This is a genomic window from Pseudomonas sp. NPDC087615 (assembly GCF_044743445.1).
GTDB classification, from domain to species: Bacteria; Pseudomonadota; Gammaproteobacteria; order Pseudomonadales; family Pseudomonadaceae; genus Aquipseudomonas; species Aquipseudomonas baetica_A.
The window spans coordinates 1-18,044 of sequence record NZ_JBIUWM010000083.1 but is presented as its reverse complement, the minus strand read 5'-3'; the positions used below and the strand labels follow the sequence as shown (position 1 = coordinate 18,044).

The window sequence follows — 18,044 nt, the reverse complement described above, 5'->3', positions numbered from 1 at the left end:
GGCGCCACGCACCGGAAAGACCGCGGCAGGCGCGCAGTTGGGAACCATAACCTGGTCGAAATCGGCGCGTTGTCCCGCAGCGTGCTCAACGGACATCCGAGTCTCCTGATGAGGGCCACCCGCCTGAAACTGGCGAGCGATGGGGGGATTGTAAGGACAGTTTTCAGCCCGGCCTTGCCGCCAAGCGACAACTTCTTATAGCGCAAACCCCGGTTTTTCCCGGGTTTACGGCAATGCGACAAATAGCGTCGCAAAGGCGCAGTTTAAACTGGCGCTGCCGATTGCGGCAGACGCAGGAGAATACCAACTCAGCCTCACGCCCAAGCGATAAATATGTACCGCACCTGGATCGCCACTTCCTGATTTGCTGTTGCTCTTTTCAACGGCCAAGGAACGGCACATGCATTTGACTCAAGGACAGCACCCGACAGCGGCAACCGACCCGCAACACCCCGATGATCACTATCAGCACTTGAAGAACGCCCTCCCCGACTGGCTTGCCAATGTCTCGCCCGCCAGACGCATGGCCCTGAAAAACACGCGGCCATCGCAAACCCTCACACTGCAGGCGGTACCGACCGAGCAGCATCAGATACTCAAAGCCCTCAACGCCGAACACTGGACGGCGCAAAGTGAGGTCGACACGCAACTGGAACATTTGCAGGACGCCAGTGCCTTCGCCGAACCCTTGCTCAAGCAAGCGCTGAAGAGCCGCTTGGACCTGGATGTGGATGTGCGCAAAACGTTCCTGCGCCTGTATATCCCCGCGACCACGCCCTGGTTCCCGATCAGTACCGGCGCTCGGACCTGGACGGTCTCGCTACTGGATGCCGCGCTGCATAACTTCGAAGAAAAGGAAACCCGCGACGGTGCCTTCGAAGCCGACTCGACTTACATCACCCAGCCCTCAACGACCGGCCAGTTCGATACCCTGCCGTCGATCAAGGCCAAACTGAGCATTGCGGACTTTACGAAGCTGTGCCGGGAACTGGATATCGGCGCGCAATACAAAACCCATCTGGAAGACCATCTGGGCTTCTCCGATCCGGCAGTGGCAACGTCGCTGCGCCAAAAGATTGATGCGAGCGAAAAAGCCGCGATGCGCGCAGCGCTGCAGATGGCACTGATGAACCGTGATATTTCGCAAAGTTCTTTCCGCCTGATCGACGCGATGCTCGACGGGCTGCAAGGCATACGGATCAACAGCGTGCCCGTGGTGCGTCATGACGTGACGATGATGGGCGCCGCGCTTACCGGTATCGTCGTGTTTGCCCCCGGCCTGGAGGAGGCGCGAAAAACCGCAAAAGTGGTGGCCTATGTCCCGGAAGACCCCGAGCACCCGTTCAAGGAATATGCCTCGGCACTCGATATGGTCATTGAATTGACCCGACAGTTGCGCTCAGAGGAATACCAGCACTTTTTCAGCCGGTTCGTGAATCACGAGCACCGCGGTTTTTTCTTCTCCGGCCTCAATGACCGCTTGAGCAAAATCAAATGGCACCCAAGTGTGACAGGGAGCGCTGAACCCGCCTGGCGAGAATCCCCGGTCGAGCGACCCAATCTGGAGACGGCATTCATCCCGTTCCACGACGATCTGTGGCAACACCTCTATCAGGCGAAACTCAACAAGATCCTCAACGATGCCCGCTTCATCGCCGTACCGACCGCTTCGGTCGACCAGAAAGCCCGCTGGGCCTTCTGGGATTCGGTGGTCAACATCATTTCGACGATCGTGCAAACCGCCGCACTGGTCATCGCGCCCTTCGTGCCCGTCTTGGGCGAAGCGATGATGGCGTACATGGCTTATCAGTTTCTCAACGAGGCCTTCGAAGGCATCATCGAATGGGCGCAGGGGCGCACCACCGAAGCGTTCGAACACTTGATGAGCACCCTCGAATCACTGATCCAATTGGGGTTGTTTGCGGTAGGCGGGAATATTGCCGTGGCCGAGCTTCCCAAGATTTTGCCCAAAGAAGTCGTCGCCTTCATCGACCGCTTCAAAGCGGTCAAAACGGCCAACGAACAAATCCGTTACTGGGATCCTGACCTCGGCCGCTATCAACAGGAAAGTGTTCCGGCCCCCGACTCCACGCCCAATCAACTCGGCCTGCACCAGCATCAAGGCAAACATCTGTTGCCGCTCGAAAACGCCCATTTTGCCGTGAGCGAAAGCACCATCCCCGGCCAGTACCGGATCGAACACCCGACCCGTCCCGATGCTTACCAACCGCTGTTACGACACAACGGCGACGGCGCCTGGCACACCGAACTCGAACAACCGCTGGAATGGGACAAGCCCACGGCGCTGCGCCGGATCGGCCCCTTGGTCGAGTCGTTTTCCCCGCTCGAACGCGAAACGATTCTTCAGGTCAGCGGGGTCAACGAAGGTGCCCTGCGCAAGATGCATGTCGATCAGGAAAAACTCCCGCCGTTGCTGGCCGACAGCATCCAGCGCTTCAAGATCGATCAGCAGTTGCAACGCTTCAACGACTATCTGGGCAGCGATGTGCCCGAGCAATACCTGCGCGCCGACCCGGTCATGCAGTTGCAACTGTTGACCGAGCAGGGCCGCTGGCCTGCCGGCAAGCGCCTGCGTTTGCTGGATAAACAAGGCGAACTCATCTGGCAATCCTCCAGTGACGAGAGCTTGCCGCTGACCGAACTGCATCAAGACAGCCTGATCGGCGGCGACCTGCTCAAAAGTCTGTTTTATGCCCTCGACGAGGCACAAGGCAAAGCCCTGCTGGGCATGGAGTTCGCCGGCCCGACACCGCCACTGGACGTACGCAGCCAGATGCTGCGCAAGCAACTGGCCCAGCTCGCCATACAACAACGCAGCGTCATGTTCGAGACGCGCTACCAGGCGCTCCAGCACAGCAACGATCCACTGACACAGGTCCTCCTCCAGCACGATCCGGCGCTACCGGCCACTGTCACCCGTGAACTGCTCGACACCGCCAGTGGTGACGAGTTGCTGCTGATCAGCGAAGGGCAAGTGCCGGCGCGTCAGCAGCAACTCATGCAACTGGCCAGTCAGGAAGTGCGTGTCACCCGCGCCTATGAGGGGCTGGAACTGGACGGCGTGAACAATCCCGATACCGACACCCTGGCGCTGCACAGCCTCAAACGGTTGCCCGGCTGGAGCGGCGACGTGCACATCGAAATTCGCGACGGTCGCTACGAAGGGCCGATGCTCGACAGCACCGGTCGCAGCGATGCCCCCGCGCAAAAAGTGCTGGTGCGTCAAAGCGACGGCCGCTATCAACCCTACGATGATCGCGGCCAGGAACTGCACTCGGCCACCGACTTCTATTCCAGCATTTTGTACGCTCTGCCGGACGCAGAGCGCAACGCGGTGAACATCCAGGTAGGCCAGGCCGAGACCCTGAAAGCGGCGATCCGCCAACGACCGGTGGCGCGCAGCGACCTGCGAGTGGCGATTTGCGACCCGCTGATTCAGCCCCCAGCCGTAGACACGCTGCGACTGGTGGGGATCAGAAATGAACCACCGCTCCCCACCACAAGAGATCGTGAAGCACCCGATTTTTTCGAGCTGGGCGAAGCCGGCGTGGTCAGCATAGAAAATCAGGACAACTTTCCCAACCTGGGCGCCCGGTTCCTCACCCAGGAAGAACGGCTACAGGCAATTTTTCGAGGGTATTCTGCCGAGGAAGCGCGAACGTTTACCGCCAGGTTCCAGCATGATCCGGCAGGTCTGAACGCAGAACTTTCCAGGCTTCGCATCGAATACAACAGCCTCAGTGATGATCTGCTCAGCTGGGAGAACAACGTTGCGCTCAACGACCCAGCCAGCGGTCTGCCACTGACGGACCTTCAGCGTCGAGCAGCCCGGCAGAACCGCGCTCAGATCAAGCTCGCACTCCTGCGTTGCTGGCGCAGGCAAACACGCGCCTCCGCCGGATACATTCTGCAGATAGCACAACCGGTAATGGGCGAACTTCCGCGGCTGAATGCGGATTTCAGCCACGTCACCATGCTGTCGATCAATGGCAGTGCCAGTACCAGCAACCTCGCTACCTTCATGCAGAATTTCCCGCGATTGATGTACATGGACGGGCAAAACCTCAACATGCCCAACCTTCCGCAAGCCTTCACCTCCATGCCAATGCTTCGGCAGTTGGTGCTGCGCAACTGCGGCATCACGCTTTCAGCAGCCAACCAATCGGTGCTGGCAGCAATTCCCGAGCTCTCGCTGCTGGATCTGCGAGGCAACCCTCTGCAACATCCTCTCGACGTCAGTACGATGCCATCGCTGCGTCACCTCAATCTGGTCGACACCAACATCTCCGCGCTACCCACTGGTTTGCTCGAACACCCCCGACTGATCACCGGCCGATTCGATAACAATCAGATCACCGAAATCCCGGACGCATTTTTCAACCTGGCCAGCGTCCTCAGTGACGGCTTCAGCTTTGCCGACAACCCGGTGTCGGCCGCCACTCGGGAGCAAGTGAAGAGCTTCTACAATCGCACCGGCAGACACTTCGGAATCAGGGCCGAACAGGCCGATATTTTGCGCACTACCACGCTGTATCCGGCTCTGGACGCCGACCAGGCGACTGACCTGCTGTATCGATTGCCAGGCTCGCTGGCTCAAGGTCGAGTCCAGCTCGCCCACTGGGAAGCGGAAGTCACCCAGCTCAATGCTGAGCTGGGTCAGTGGGTCAACCAGACGCCCGTGACCGACCAGGGCTTGAACATGAACGAGCAAGCGCGCGAATTGTCCGCCAGGATCAATTTCGCACAAACACTGGATCAGTTCTGGCGTAGCAGGTCGGCACTGACCAGAAATGACAACCTGGTGGCGACGCTCCAGTTCATGGGCGACATGCCAGTGCTCAGCGCTAACTTTGACCATGTCTCCAGGCTGACCCTGACGGGCAATACAAACATCACCGCGTTACTGCCATTCGTGCAGCGCTTCCAAAATTTATCCATGCTGGAACTCAATACCTTTGACCTGGAACCCGTCGCCCTCTCGGCATTCAACATGCCTCGGCTCACCACGCTCGATCTGAACAACTGCGGGGTGATACTGACCCCCGAAAACCAGGCGACGCTCGTTTCACTGAACAACCTGCAAACACTGGACTTGAGGAACAACCCGCTGGGTACATTCCCCGACCTCAACCTGTTGCCTGAGCTGACATACGCAGATTTGTCCAACACCGGCATCTCTGCCGTTCCTGACGGACTGGCCGACCATCCGAACCTGCGAACCGCGATTTTCAACGGTAACTTGATCAGCGAATTACCCGAGGCGATTTTCGATCTCCCCGTCGACCGCTCTGAATTATTCGATTTCTCCGACAACCCGTTGTCGACAGAGACACGCAACCGGATCAAAACCTACTACCGCAAAACCGGCTACGACTTTGATGTACGGGTCGATAGCAGCGAAATCGCCATTGCGCGGGATCTGTTTCCAACTCTGGACGAGCAAGAGGCCAGCGATGTGGTCTATGACTTGCCCGGAACCCTGGCAGATGGACGGATACAGCTTGATCGCTGGCGAGCGCAATTGACTCGCATGAACGCTGACCTGACGCGCTGGGCCCCGCAAGTTCCAAGCGTTCACCCTGTCACCGGCGAAGCGTTTTCGGCCATTGAGCTATTCGACCAGTACGCTGCCCGATCGGAATTCGGGCACCGACTGGAGCGACTCTGGCGCAGCAGGTCCAACGAGTCCGCGATGCGCGAGGATTTCTTCGAGTTGGATTTGAGGTTCATCGGCGACATGCCACGGCTTGAAATGGATTTCAGCCACGTCTCAAGCCTCCAGCTCAATGGCAATGACGCCATCAGCGGGGTTGGCCCATTCATTGAGCTGTTTACCAAGGCGCATATTCTGACGATGCGTCATTTCGCGCTGGGTGAAATACCCTCGTTCATGGCCAACCTGCCGGAGCTCAAAGAGCTCACGCTGAGCCGCTGCGGCGTGACACTCACGCTTGAGGGCGAAAATACCCTCGCCGGCCTGAGCGACCTTGAGCTTCTGAACCTCAACGGCAACCCTCTGACCGTGGCGCCCGACCTGCGAACGCTGCCGGCATTGAACGACCTTCGACTGAGCAACACCGCCATTTCAACCCTGCCGAACGGGCTCGTCGATCACCCCAACCTGAGAAGCGCCCTGCTCAATGGCAACAACCTTACCGATCTGCCCGAAGCATTTTTCAATATGGATCTGGATCTCGTCGACGGCGTCAATCTGGCCAGCAACCCTCTGTCCCAAGCCGCTCGCGAGCGCATCAAGACGTACTACACGGAAAAGGGGCGAGACTTTGGCGTATTGCCGGATGTGGACGATCTCGCCCGCGCGCAGAACCTGTTCCCGCAACTGGACGTCGAAGACGCCAGCCACATGATCTATCACCTGCCCGGCACACTGCAGGCCGGCAGCACTCAGTTAGTGAACTGGGAAATAGAAATGGCTCAAATGATCAGCGACCTGGGCGCCTGGGCCGAGAGAGCACCGGTGCGCGATCCGCTGACCGGTCAATACTGGGGTGCAGCTCAAAGAGCAATTGAACACAACGCACGCAAACAATTCGGAAAAACACTGGAGCAGTTCTGGCGCAGCAGACACATCGACAAACCGCAACTGAGGCTCAACGCGCTTGTTGCTGACATGAATTTTGCCGGTGAATTGCCGGTACTGGCGGCCGATTTCGGCCACGTCACTCAACTGTCCCTCCAGGGTAATGCCGCCCTGAATATCCCCGATGGTTTTCTGGCCTGTTTCACCGGCGTGCAGGCGCTGGAGATACGCGGTTTCACCTTGGGACGCCTGCCCACGGCACTGACGCGCATGCCGTCGCTCGAATCGATGAGGCTCAATAGCTGCGGTATCTCAATCGAAGCCGGAGGACAGGTCACTTTGTCCGCCTTGACCCGATTGAAGACGCTGGACCTGTACAACAACCTGTTAGGCGCGGTGCCGGATTTAACAGCGCTGCGCGAGTTGACGATCCTGGATCTTTCCAGAACCGGCATCGACAGTGTTCCGGTCGGTCTGGCACAACTGCCTCAACTTCGATCAGCCTTGCTCATCGAGAACTCGATAGTGGAACTGCCTCACGACTTCCCCGGTAACGCTGGCACCCGCGTCCAGTTGACCGCCAACCCGCTGTCTGCCGCTTCCCGGGAGCGCATAAAGACATTTTTCCAGACAAGCTATTACGAGATGGGGGTGGCGGCCGACCAGGCCGATATCGATCTGGCGCAAACGATCCATCCGAACCTGAACAGCACAGAGGCCAGCCGGATGATCTATCGCCTGCCAGGCACACTGGCCGATGGTCGTCTCGAACTGATGCGTCGGCAGACCGAACTGGACAGCGTACTCAGCAAGCTTGAAGGGTGGGTGAACGAGGCCGCTGCGCAGACAGGGCTGGATGCAGAAGCAACGGCAGTGGAAAAAGCCAAAAGAGCGCAGTTCAGGGAAAGCCTGGAGCAACGTCTGCGCAATTATCCCACCGCCTCGATGTTCGCCGACTTCACCTGCGACCTGTCGTTCACCGGTGAACTACCGGCGTTGAGTGGCAATTTTGGGTATATACACAAGCTGCAATTGACGAGCACAGCGAAAGTGGCTCATCGAGTGGATCAACTTATCGGGCTTTTCCCGGCTCTCAAAGACCTCACGATCCAAGACTATCCGCTGGGCGACCTTCCCGCTGCCATCTTCAAACAGAACGAACTGGAGAACTTGAGTCTGCACAACTGCCAAGTCGTGCTGACTCCCCAGACCGTGGATGCACTCGGCACCCTGGACAAGCTGCGCTCACTGGACTTGCACAACAACCCGCTTGGCCTGACGCCAGACCTGAGAACTCTGCAGGAGTCGCGCTCACTGGACCTGAGCAACACCGGGCTCACCGAAATACCACAAGGGCTGTCCGAGTTGCCGTATCTGATGCATGCAAACCTGTCCGATAACGCCATCACGGAGTTGCCAGCCCAGTTGCTGACCAGCGGTTCCGGCTTGAAAGCGACTTTCGACTTCAGTGGTAATCCATTGACCGCACAGAGCCAGCAGCGTCTGAGCGTTTATAAGGCTGCCAATGAAGCCAGGTTGATCGAGGAACAAAGAAGGACGCGAAATCTTCATCAACTGCTCAACGATTTCGAAGACTCTTCGTTCTCGAATGGAAGTGAACACTCACCAATATCTGTCGATTCGTCGGGGCCCTAAGCAAGAGCCTGCCAGCCATTGTCTAACCGCGCTCGGGCGGCACCGACGACAACTCGAACGGGCTGCTGCTGCGCCGCTGGTTGCGATCTTCCCGCGGCGTGGCACCGAAGAAGTTGCGATAGGCGCTGGAGAAATGCGGCCCCGAGGAGAAGCCGCACGACAGGCCGATCTGAATGATCGACTTGCTGGTTTGCATCAACATCTGCCGGGCCTTGTTCAGGCGCAGTTCCAGGTAGTACTGGCTCGGCACACGATTGAGGTATTGCTTGAAGATCCGCTCCAACTGCCGACGGGATACGCACACATGTTGGGCGATTTCGTCGGTGGTCAGCGGTTCTTCGATATTGGCTTCCATCAGCAACACCGCCTGGGTGAGCTTCGGATGGCTGGAGCCCAGACGGTTCTGCAACGGAATGCGCTGACGCTCGCCACCCTCGCGGATGCGCTCCACCACCAGTTCTTCGGACACCGCACCGGCCAGTTCTGCGCCGTGATCGCGCGCCAGCACCGCCAGCAACAAGTCGAGCACCGACATGCCGCCACACGCGGTCAGGCGATCACGGTCCCAGTCGAACAGATGGCTGGTGGCGATGACTTTCGGGAAACGTTCAGCAAAATCGTCCTGCCAGCGCCAGTGCACGGCGGCGCGGTAACCGTCGAGCAAACCGAGTTGCGCCAACGGATACACACCGGCCGACAAACCTGCGATCACACAACCGGCCCGCACCAGTTGTTTCAGTGCACTGCTCAGAGCCGGCGCCAAAGACGTCGGCGGCTCATCGGCGAGCAAAAACAGTTTCTGGAAGTTCTCGAGCTTGCCGGCCCACGGCTCGCCGGGCAATTGCCAGGCACCTTCGGCGGGTGGCTCGGCCTGCAAGAACGTCAACTCGTAGACCACGTCCGGGTGCACACGCTGAGCAACACGCAAGGCCTCCTCCGCCAGCGCCAGCGTCAACGCTTTAGTGCTGGGCCAAATCAGGAAACCAATTCGATGGGCAGTCATGGGCGGGCAATCCGAAACGAGAAACGGTGATGAAGGCAAGGGCCAATGCTAGCCCGAAATCGAAACTGTCGCAGATCCATTGTGGGAGCGGGCTTGCTCGCGAATGCGGTAGATCAGACACCAATGATGTCGACTGATACACCGCTTTCGCGAGCAAGCCCGCTCCCACAGGGGGCCGAGCAAGTCTTCAGGTCGCGAAGCATGACCTAATTTGGTGCATAACGGGAGCGATTACTTGAGGCTACCCGAGAGGAACTGTTGCAGACGCTCCGATTGCGGATTGACCAGCACTTCGCGCGGATCGCCGCTTTCTTCCACAACACCTTTGTGGAGGAACACCAACTGGTTCGACACTTCACGGGCAAAGCCCATTTCGTGGGTGACCACCACCATGGTGCGGCCTTCCTGAGCCAGCGCCTGCATGACTTTGAGCACGTCGCCTACCAGTTCCGGGTCGAGTGCCGAGGTCGGTTCGTCGAACAGCATCACTTCCGGTTCCATCGCCAGCGCACGGGCAATTGCCACACGCTGCTGCTCGCCGCCGGACATGTGCCCCGGGAACGCATCCTTACGATGGGCCACGCCGACCTTGTTCAGGTAATGCTCGGCTTTCTCGCGGGCTTCAGCCTTGGACATGCCCAGTACATGCACCGGCGCTTCCATGATGTTTTCGAGCGCAGTCATGTGCGACCACAGGTTGAAATGCTGGAACACCATCGACAGACGCGAACGCATACGCTGCAACTGCTTTGGATCAGCGGCTTTCAGCGCGCCGTCCTTGTTCGCGACCAGTTTCAACTCTTCGTTGTTGAGCAGGATCTTGCCCGCGTGCGGCTGCTCAAGCAGGTTGATGCAACGCAGGAAAGTACTTTTGCCGGAGCCACTGGAGCCGATGATGCTGATCACATCGCCGGCTGCCGCTTTCAGGGACACGCCCTTGAGCACTTCGTGACTGCCATAGCGTTTATGCAGGTCTTGGACTTCAAGTTTGTACATGCGGTCGGTTCTCACAAAAACAGTCAGTCAGTCGTTGAGCAAGCGCCCGTGACGCAGCGCTTCGCGCCCCGCCACCTTGGCCAGCCAGAAACCGGGTTGGGCATAGCGCAGCCGTTCAATGGCAAACAGCACCCCGGACGTACCAGCACATACCGTGCTGACCCGATCGGACACAGGGTCGATCACTTCAAAAATCTCATCACCGGCCTCGACCCATTCGCCGGGTTTACGCACAAAGCTCACCACGCCCGGGTGCGGCGCGAACAACAATTCGGTGCCTTCGAACGGCATGCCTTCGCACGGCTCGTGTGCCGGGTTCGGCCACTCGCCGCTGATCAAGCCCTGCTCGGCGAGGAACGCCAGAATGCCTTCAGCATACGCCTGGGCTTCAGCGCGGCCGGTGTCAGCCTGACCGCCCAGCTCGATGGTCGTCGCCAGACAGGCCAACGGAATCTGCGCCTGCGCAAACTGACGCGACAGGCGCAGCCACGGCAGCGAACAGGCTTCATCGAACGAGCTGCCGCCGGAATCTTCCGCCAGCAAACCCACTTTCACATTCAGATGCGCGGCCAGTGAACGCCACTGCGGCCAGTGCTGCGGCAACGCATACAGGTGCAGCGCAGCTTCAGCATCACAGTGCAAGTCGAGTACCACGTCGGCGGTGCAGGCATGGCTGAGCAATACGCGCTGCATGCCTTGCAACTGGCTGCTCGCGGGCGGCAATGCCGCCAGATGATCGGCCATCGCCTGACGGATCAGGCGAATGTTGGCGTGCGGATCGTCACCGAGGCTGTCAGCCAAAGCCGCCGCAACCGGCGCGCTCAGCTCAACGAAGTCACGGTTGAAATTCTTGCCACTGCCCGCCTCGAAACGCCCTTGGTGATTGCCTTGCAGCAACTGGCCAAGACCCAACGGGTTGGCCACCGGCACCAGCTCGATCACGCCGTTGAGCAGGCCTTTGGCTTCGAGTTCGCCGAGGCGCTTTTTCAGCTCCCAAGCGGTGCGCATGCCCGGCAATTCGTCAGCGTGCAGGCTGGCCTGAATGTAGGCCTTGCGCTCGCCGCTGCCGAAACGAAATACCGAAATCCTGCGCTCGCTGCCCAGATGGCTCCACGGCAAAACGTGGTCGATACGTTCCATATCAGTGCTTCCGCGGGGCCAGATAGCTCAGCCAGCGACGCTCGGCCAGCTTGAACAACTTGACCAGAATGAAGGTCAGGCACAGGTAGAACACGCCAGCGGTGATGTACGCCTCGAACGGCAGGTAGTACTGCGCGTTAACGGTACGGGCCGCACCCGTGATGTCGATCAGGGTCACGATGGACGCCAGACTGGTGGTCTGCAGCATCATGATCACTTCGTTGCTGTACTGCGGCAACGCGCGGCGCAGGGCCGACGGCAGCAGGATGCGCTTGTACATCTTGAAGCGTGACATGCCCATGGCTTTGGCCGCTTCGATCTCACCGTTCGGCGTCGCCTTCAGGCTGCCGGCGATGATTTCCGCGGTGTAAGCGCTGGTGTTCACGGCGAACGCCAGGCATGCGCAGAACGTAGCGCTGGACAGCCACGGCCAGAGGAAGCTTTCACGTACAGCTTCGAACTGGGCCAGACCGTAGTAGATCAGGAACAGTTGAACCAGCATCGGCGTACCGCGAATCACGTAGGTGTACAGCCACGCGGTGCCGTTGACGATCGAGTTCTTGGAGACGCGCATCAGCCCCAGCGGCAACGCCGCCAATAGACCAAAGAACAGCGACAGCGCGAGCAATTTGAGGGTGGTCAACAGGCCGCCGAGGTACAGCGGCATAGCCTCCCAAATGACGTTGTAGTCGAAGATCATAGATCAGCCGCCCTTACGCCTACCGAGTAGCGCTTCTCAAGTTGACGCAATGCCAGCAACGAAACACTGGTGATCACCAGGTACATCGCCGCCACTGCAAGGAAGAAGGTGAAAGGCTCGCGAGTGGCATCCGCCGCCTGCTTGGCCTTGAACATCATGTCTTGTAGGCCGACCACCGAAATCAGCGCAGTCGCCTTGGTCAGTACCAGCCAGTTGTTGGTGAAGCCCGGAATCGCCAAGCGAATCATCTGCGGCACCATCACCCGGAAGAACACCTGAAAACTGCTCATGCCGTAGGCCATGCCCGCCTCGGCCTGCCCCTTGGGGATCGCCATGAACGCGCCACGGAAGGTTTCCGACAGGTACGCCCCGAAGATGAAACCGAGGGTGCCGATACCGGCGGCCAACGGGTTCAGGTCGATGTAATCGTTGAAGCCGAGCAGCGGCGCCACGCGGTTGAGCAAGTCCTGACCGCCGTAGAAAATCAGCAGGATCAGCACCAGATCGGGAATCCCGCGGATCACCGTGGAATACAGATCGCCCAGCCACGCCAGCCAGCGCACCGGCGACAGGCGCAGTGCAACACCGATCAGCCCGAGAACGATGGCCAGAGCCATGGACGACAAGGCGAGCTGAAGCGTCAGCCATGCGCCATCGAGGATGACAGCCCCGTAGCCTTTCAACATGATTCAGGTCCTCGAAAGTTGGGATGAAAAAATGGCGCAAACCGCAGAGATCCTGTTGCTTGCGCCATTTCGGACTTGTCGCAGAGACGTATTACTTGCCGTAGATATCGAAGGCGAAGTACTTGTCCTGGATAGCTTTGTATTTGCCGTTTTCGCGGATGGCCGCGATGGCAGCGTTGATCTTGTCTTTCAGGGCATCGCCCTTACGCACAGCGATGCCCACGCCGTCGCCGAAGTATTTGACGTCGGTGAATGCCGGGCCTGCGAAGGCGAAACCTTTACCAGCGTCGGTGTTCAGGAAACCGTCTTGCAGCAGGGTGGCATCAGCCAGGGTACCGTCGAGGCGACCGGCGGCCACGTCGAGGTAGATCTCGTTCTGCGAACCGTACGGTTTGATTTCGGCGCCCAGTGGAGCCAGGACTTCGCGGGCGAAACGCTCGTGGATCGAACCACGTTGCACGCCGATGTTCTTGCCCTTGAGCTCAGCCAGACCTTCGCTGACCTGAGTACCGGCCTTCATGACCAGACGTGCCGGGGTGTTGTAGTACTTGTTGGTGAAGTCGACGGACTTCTTGCGGTCTTCAGTGATCGACATGGACGACAGGATCGCGTCGATCTTGCGCACTTTCAGTGCCGGGATCAGACCGTCGAACTCTTGCTCGACCCATACACACTTGACCTGCATCTGCTCGCACAGCGCGTTGCCGATGTCATAGTCGAAACCGACGATGCTGCCGTCCGGCGCTTTGGAAGCGAACGGAGGGTAGGCCGCTTCGATACCGATCTTCACAGGTTTTTCGTCAGCGAAGGCATTGAGCGACAGCACGGACAGTGCCAGGGCGCCAAGCAGCACAAGTTTCTTCATCTTGAGACTCCATCGGTAAAGGGCAAAAACGGCAGAGTGAGCAACAGCCCAATATGCGAATGGGTGAATCGGAAAATCCGTTGCTGCATCGGTGGGAAATTTCCTATTGAAACCGCAGGAGGTTTCAACGTTAGCCACGATGAGCCAGTGATCGGCATTCTAACGACAGGCCCGAAGTCGATATTTCTTCAATGCGACAACTAATTACAGATGCACTGAGAAACCCACTTGAGCACATTGACAGCCCCGCAATTTCATGCAAGAGCGAAAGACAGTGAACCGATCTATGCTGCAAATTGCGGGCCTATTATTCGCAAACCCTTCTAATCCGGCAAGCGCAGCGTTGTGTCTTATTTTTCTCGCCGGGTTTGGAGGCTCTAAAACGGGGCGATGCGTTTCCCCTCGCCCCGGTTTGGCGCGGACGGTTACACATTTGGTTACTTGGAGGCGGAAGGGTAACAGGCGGAAATGTCTTACACGGGAAATCGATAATTATTGGTTGGGTGGTTTCGGTTTCTGGCTGCGGACTACACCAGCGCCTGACAAATTGCCTTCGCGAGCAAGCCCGCTCCCACAGTTTTGACCGAATTCCTTCAGACCCAATGCAATCCCCTGTGGGAGCGGGCTTGCTCGCGAAGGGGCCAAACCAGCCACCACATAAACCGAACCAATACTCACAGACGCCCCCACCCCAACGGCTGGAACTCATTCCAACTGTGGGAGCGGGCTTGCTCGCGAAGGGGCCAAACCAGCCAGCACATAAACAACAGACACAAAAAAGCCCCATCCGGTCTACACCGAACAGGGCTTTCCAACACATCAACCCGCTACTTAAGCAACATTCATGGTCTTGTGCGTATCAATCAAATGCTGCACCACACCCGGGTCCGCCAGCGTCGAGATATCCCCCAACCCGTCGTACTCAGCCGTGGCAATCTTGCGCAGAATCCGGCGCATGATCTTGCCCGAACGAGTCTTCGGCAGCCCAGGCGCCCACTGGATCACGTCCGGCGAAGCAATCGGCCCGATCTCTTTACGCACCCAGTTCTTCAACTCCAGACGCAATTGCTCGGTCGGCTCCTCGCCATTCTTCAGGGTGACGTAGACATAAATGCCCTGCCCCTTGATGTCGTGCGGCACACCAACCACCGCCGCTTCAGCGACTTTCGGGTGGGCAACCATCGCACTCTCGATCTCGGCCGTACCCATACGGTGGCCGGAGACGTTGAGCACGTCATCCACCCGCCCGGTGATCCAGTAGTAACCATCGGCATCACGACGCGCACCGTCACCGGTGAAGTACATGCCACGGAACGTCTTGAAGTAGGTGTCGACGAAGCGGTCATGGTCGCCATACAGCGTGCGCGCCTGACCTGGCCACGAATCGAGAATCACCAGATTGCCTTCAGCCTCGCCCTCGATAATGTTACCGAGGTTGTCGACCAGCGCCGGCACCACACCGAAGAACGGCCGCGCCGCCGAACCCGGCTTCAGCGCATGGGCGCCCGGCAACGGGCTCATCATGTTGCCGCCCGTCTCGGTCTGCCACCAGGTATCAACGATCGGGCAGCGCGACTTACCCACATTCTTGTAGTACCAGTCCCAGGCTTCCGGGTTGATCGGCTCACCCACCGAACCGAGCAAGCGAAGGCTGCTGCCATCAGCGCCTTCAACAGCGGCCTGACCCGAAGCCATCATTGCGCGGATCGCGGTCGGTGCGGTGTAGAGGATGTTGACCTTGTGCTTGTCGACAATCTTCGCCACCCGAGTGATGTCCGGGTAGTTCGGCACGCCTTCGAACAGCAACGTGGTCGCGCCGTTGGCCAGTGGGCCGTAGACGATATAACTGTGGCCCGTGACCCAGCCAACGTCGGCCGTGCACCAATAAACTTCGCCCGGGCGGTAGTCGAACACACGCTCGTGAGTCATCGCCGCATACAGCAGATAACCGCCCGTGGTGTGCTGCACGCCCTTCGGCTTGCCGGTGGAGCCTGAGGTGTAAAGGATGAACAGCGCTTCCTCAGCGCCCATCTCTTTGGGCGCGCACACGCTGCCCGCCACTTTCATCAGGTCTTCGTACCAGATGTCGCGATGCTGGTTCCACTTGATGTCACCCCCGGTGCGCTTGCACACGATGACTTTCTGGATGCTGCTGGTTTCCGGGTTGGTCAGCGCGTCGTCGACGTTGGACTTGAGCGGAATTTTCTTGCCGGCACGAATGCCTTCGTCAGCGGTGATCACCACTTTGGATTTGCAGTCGATGATGCGACCGGCCAGGGCTTCCGGCGAGAAACCCCCGAACACCACCGAGTGAATCGCGCCGATCCGGGTGCAGGCCAGCATGGCGACCACGGCTTCGGGAATCATCGGCATATAGATAGTCACCACGTCGCCGCGGTGCACGTCCTGACCACGCAGGGCGTTGGCGAGTTTGCACACTTGTTCGTGCAGTTCGCGGTAAGTGATGTTGCGGCTTTCGGAAGGATCGTCGCCCTCCCAGATGATCGCCACTTGATCGCCGCGCTCGGCCAGATGACGGTCGAGGCAGTTATAGGAAACGTTCAGGGTGCCATCGGCGAACCACTTGATGTCGACATGGTGATCGTCGAACGAAGTCTGTTTCACCGTGGTGAAAGGCTTGATCCAGTCAAGACGCTGGGCTTGCTCGCGCCAGAAGCCGTCAGGGTTGACGACCGACTGCTGGTACATGGCTTTGTAGGTCGCCTCGTCAGTCAGCGTGTTAGCCAGAACCTCGGGACGAACGGGATACAGAGAAGCCGCACTCATCTTTCCTACCTCGGTGTAATAGTTGTTTTTGTATGACCCAGTTGTATCCGGGCCGGGCCCATAGAACCATTCGACGATGGTAGTAACAAGCCCCTACAAAACATCCAGACTTCCCCAATCCGCCTGCCAAATGCCTCTTCCGAATACCGCGCAACCCCTGTGGGAGCTGGCTTGCCAGCGATTCAGACAACTCGGTCTATCAGACACACCGCCTCCCCGCAGACACCACATCCAGCGATTGTTACCAAATCTGCCAAAGGTGTTTATCAAAACCCGCTCTGTTTACCCCCACCTCACCTCCCTAGAATTCACCTCGCCGACAAGGCAAAGCGATTAACAACGATACAGCCCCCACGAAGGCCGTTAATCCAGCTCTCAAGTAATAACTGCAAACGATGAAGTTACACACGCAACCCCATAAAGGTTGCGTGACCCCACTCGACCTCAAAAAGGTAAATCCGAATGAAAGCTTTATGGGTTCTGGCCCTCAGCAGTCTGTGCGCAACCGCCATGGCAGACGAGGCCCCGACTGACGTCGCCCAGCAACAACCGGCCATCGAGGAATACACCTACTCCACTCACCTGGACATCGCCAAAGTTGTCTCCATGAGCGAAGTACCCAACGTCTGCGAAGTTGTCCCCGTGAAAATGGAATACGACGACTCCCAAGGCCAGCGTCACATCCTGCGTTACAGCATCATGGGCAACGGCTGCTCCAATGGCTGATCAAGACTGCACCGAATTGGACCTCTCAGCGCCACATTGAGGGTCGATTCCAGCCCGACTTCGGTCGGGCTCAGTTGTGTCTAGAGTCGTCAAAAATGCTTGCAAAACACTAGATGTAGTAAAAACCGCGTTTTTTTGTTCGTTTTTTGAGCAAATCCACAAAAGCGAAATGTCTGCGAAAAAAAATCTATCCCCGGCAAAGCCCTGTAAACCCACGCTCTCATCGAAAAACCACCCGCCTCGACCGCTCCATGCGCGGATTCGCCTCAGCACAGCCCGTTTTTTTTCCCTATAATGCCGCCCTAATCGGGACAGCAATATTCCCTTACAGGGATGAACAGCCAATCTGAAGCCCCGCAGCAGCGTTCAACGCGAGCTGCGCCCGTCAGAGGCTCTCGGAACCCCGAACAAAATTCTGTTTTATTGCCTGCCTTAGCTGCTGCAAAAAACGATTCCTTAAGATCCAACGCGGTCTGTACGACCGTGTGAAAAACCAACCAATCAGGTTTCACACGGGGCGACAGGCCCTCAAGCAGGAGACGACACGTCATGCTGAGCTGGGACGAATTCGACAAAGAAGACAGTGAAGTAGCAGCAGTGAAAGGCGCCAACGCCGGCCACGCTACTGAAGCCAACATGGACCGCCTCGACAACGCCGGCGGCGCCGCCGCGCTCGAAGCCCGCGCCGTCACCGCCGACGACTCGGCCGCCGTGGCCCGCGCCAAGGCAGCACTGAACTCCCTCGACGTCGCCGAAGGCCTCGCCGAACTCGAAGGCGCCTCCGCCCGTGTCGCCGTTGACGAAAAGCGCATGATCAACTGCCGCGCCGACCTCAACCAACTCGTACCCTTCAAGTACGACTGGGCCTGGCAGAAGTACCTGGACGGTTGCGCAAACCACTGGATGCCGCAAGAAGTCAACAT

General features: G+C 58.5%; 9 protein-coding genes and 1 pseudogene. 3 read left to right on the top strand and 7 right to left on the bottom strand.

Features of this window, described 5'->3' with window-relative positions:
• The first annotated feature begins 400 nt into the window (after positions 1 to 400).
• The gene (locus tag ACIOU6_RS26105) at positions 401 to 8,218 is read left to right on the top strand and encodes a dermonecrotic toxin domain-containing protein (RefSeq protein WP_401139446.1); all 7,818 of its coding nucleotides are present in this window, start codon (positions 401 to 403) and stop codon (positions 8,216 to 8,218) included.
• Between the two features lie 22 nt (positions 8,219 to 8,240).
• Here the strand turns inward: ACIOU6_RS26105 and argR are convergent, their stop codons facing one another.
• From argR to acs, 7 genes are all read right to left on the bottom strand, one after another.
• Complete coding sequence (gene argR, locus ACIOU6_RS26100; protein WP_221734283.1) at positions 8,241 to 9,221, bottom strand: transcriptional regulator ArgR; 981 nt, start codon at positions 9,219 to 9,221, stop codon at positions 8,241 to 8,243.
• 231 nt (positions 9,222 to 9,452) lie between these two features.
• The gene (locus ACIOU6_RS26095; protein ID WP_221734282.1) at positions 9,453 to 10,217 is read right to left on the bottom strand and encodes an ABC transporter ATP-binding protein; all 765 of its coding nucleotides are present in this window, start codon (positions 10,215 to 10,217) and stop codon (positions 9,453 to 9,455) included.
• Positions 10,218 to 10,244: 27 nt separating this feature from the next.
• Entirely contained in the window at positions 10,245 to 11,357 is a 1,113-nt protein-coding gene (locus ACIOU6_RS26090) for a M14 family metallopeptidase (protein ID WP_401139442.1), read from the bottom strand.
• A gap of 1 nt (position 11,358) precedes the next feature.
• A complete protein-coding gene (locus ACIOU6_RS26085; protein WP_221734280.1) occupies positions 11,359 to 12,057 on the bottom strand; it encodes an ABC transporter permease in 699 nt (232 codons plus the stop codon).
• Entirely contained in the window at positions 12,054 to 12,743 is a 690-nt protein-coding gene (locus tag ACIOU6_RS26080; RefSeq protein WP_053122878.1) for an ABC transporter permease, read from the bottom strand. The genes ACIOU6_RS26085 and ACIOU6_RS26080 overlap by 4 nt, the downstream gene beginning before the upstream one ends.
• A 91-nt stretch (positions 12,744 to 12,834) precedes the next feature.
• Positions 12,835 to 13,608: an ABC transporter substrate-binding protein gene (locus tag ACIOU6_RS26075; protein WP_221734279.1), complete on the bottom strand. Its 774-nt coding sequence runs from the start codon at positions 13,606 to 13,608 to the stop codon at positions 12,835 to 12,837.
• A gap of 831 nt (positions 13,609 to 14,439) precedes the next feature.
• Positions 14,440 to 16,395 carry an acetate--CoA ligase gene (gene acs, locus ACIOU6_RS26070; RefSeq protein ID WP_339430885.1) on the bottom strand — a complete coding sequence of 652 codons (1,956 nt, stop codon included), beginning with the start codon at positions 16,393 to 16,395 and terminating at the stop codon, positions 14,440 to 14,442.
• 462 nt (positions 16,396 to 16,857) lie between these two features.
• Between acs and ACIOU6_RS26065 the strand changes: the two genes are divergently transcribed.
• Positions 16,858 to 17,121 (top strand): DUF2790 domain-containing protein, encoded by a 264-nt coding sequence (locus ACIOU6_RS26065; protein ID WP_221730774.1) that lies wholly within the window; start codon positions 16,858 to 16,860, stop codon positions 17,119 to 17,121.
• A 549-nt stretch (positions 17,122 to 17,670) separates the two neighbouring features.
• Positions 17,671 to 18,044: pseudogene (locus tag ACIOU6_RS26060) on the top strand (ribonucleotide-diphosphate reductase subunit beta); the annotation flags it as partial.

Coding starts and splice junctions, on each gene's coding strand:
- ACIOU6_RS26105 (WP_401139446.1), top strand. CDS start 401: ATGCATTTGACTCAAGGACAGCACCCGACAGCGGCAACCGACCCGCAA.
- argR (WP_221734283.1), bottom strand. CDS start 9,221: ATGACTGCCCATCGAATTGGTTTCCTGATTTGGCCCAGCACTAAAGCG.
- ACIOU6_RS26095 (WP_221734282.1), bottom strand. CDS start 10,217: ATGTACAAACTTGAAGTCCAAGACCTGCATAAACGCTATGGCAGTCAC.
- ACIOU6_RS26090 (WP_401139442.1), bottom strand. CDS start 11,357: ATGGAACGTATCGACCACGTTTTGCCGTGGAGCCATCTGGGCAGCGAG.
- ACIOU6_RS26085 (WP_221734280.1), bottom strand. CDS start 12,057: ATGATCTTCGACTACAACGTCATTTGGGAGGCTATGCCGCTGTACCTC.
- ACIOU6_RS26080 (WP_053122878.1), bottom strand. CDS start 12,743: ATGTTGAAAGGCTACGGGGCTGTCATCCTCGATGGCGCATGGCTGACG.
- ACIOU6_RS26075 (WP_221734279.1), bottom strand. CDS start 13,608: ATGAAGAAACTTGTGCTGCTTGGCGCCCTGGCACTGTCCGTGCTGTCG.
- acs (WP_339430885.1), bottom strand. CDS start 16,395: ATGAGTGCGGCTTCTCTGTATCCCGTTCGTCCCGAGGTTCTGGCTAAC.
- ACIOU6_RS26065 (WP_221730774.1), top strand. CDS start 16,858: ATGAAAGCTTTATGGGTTCTGGCCCTCAGCAGTCTGTGCGCAACCGCC.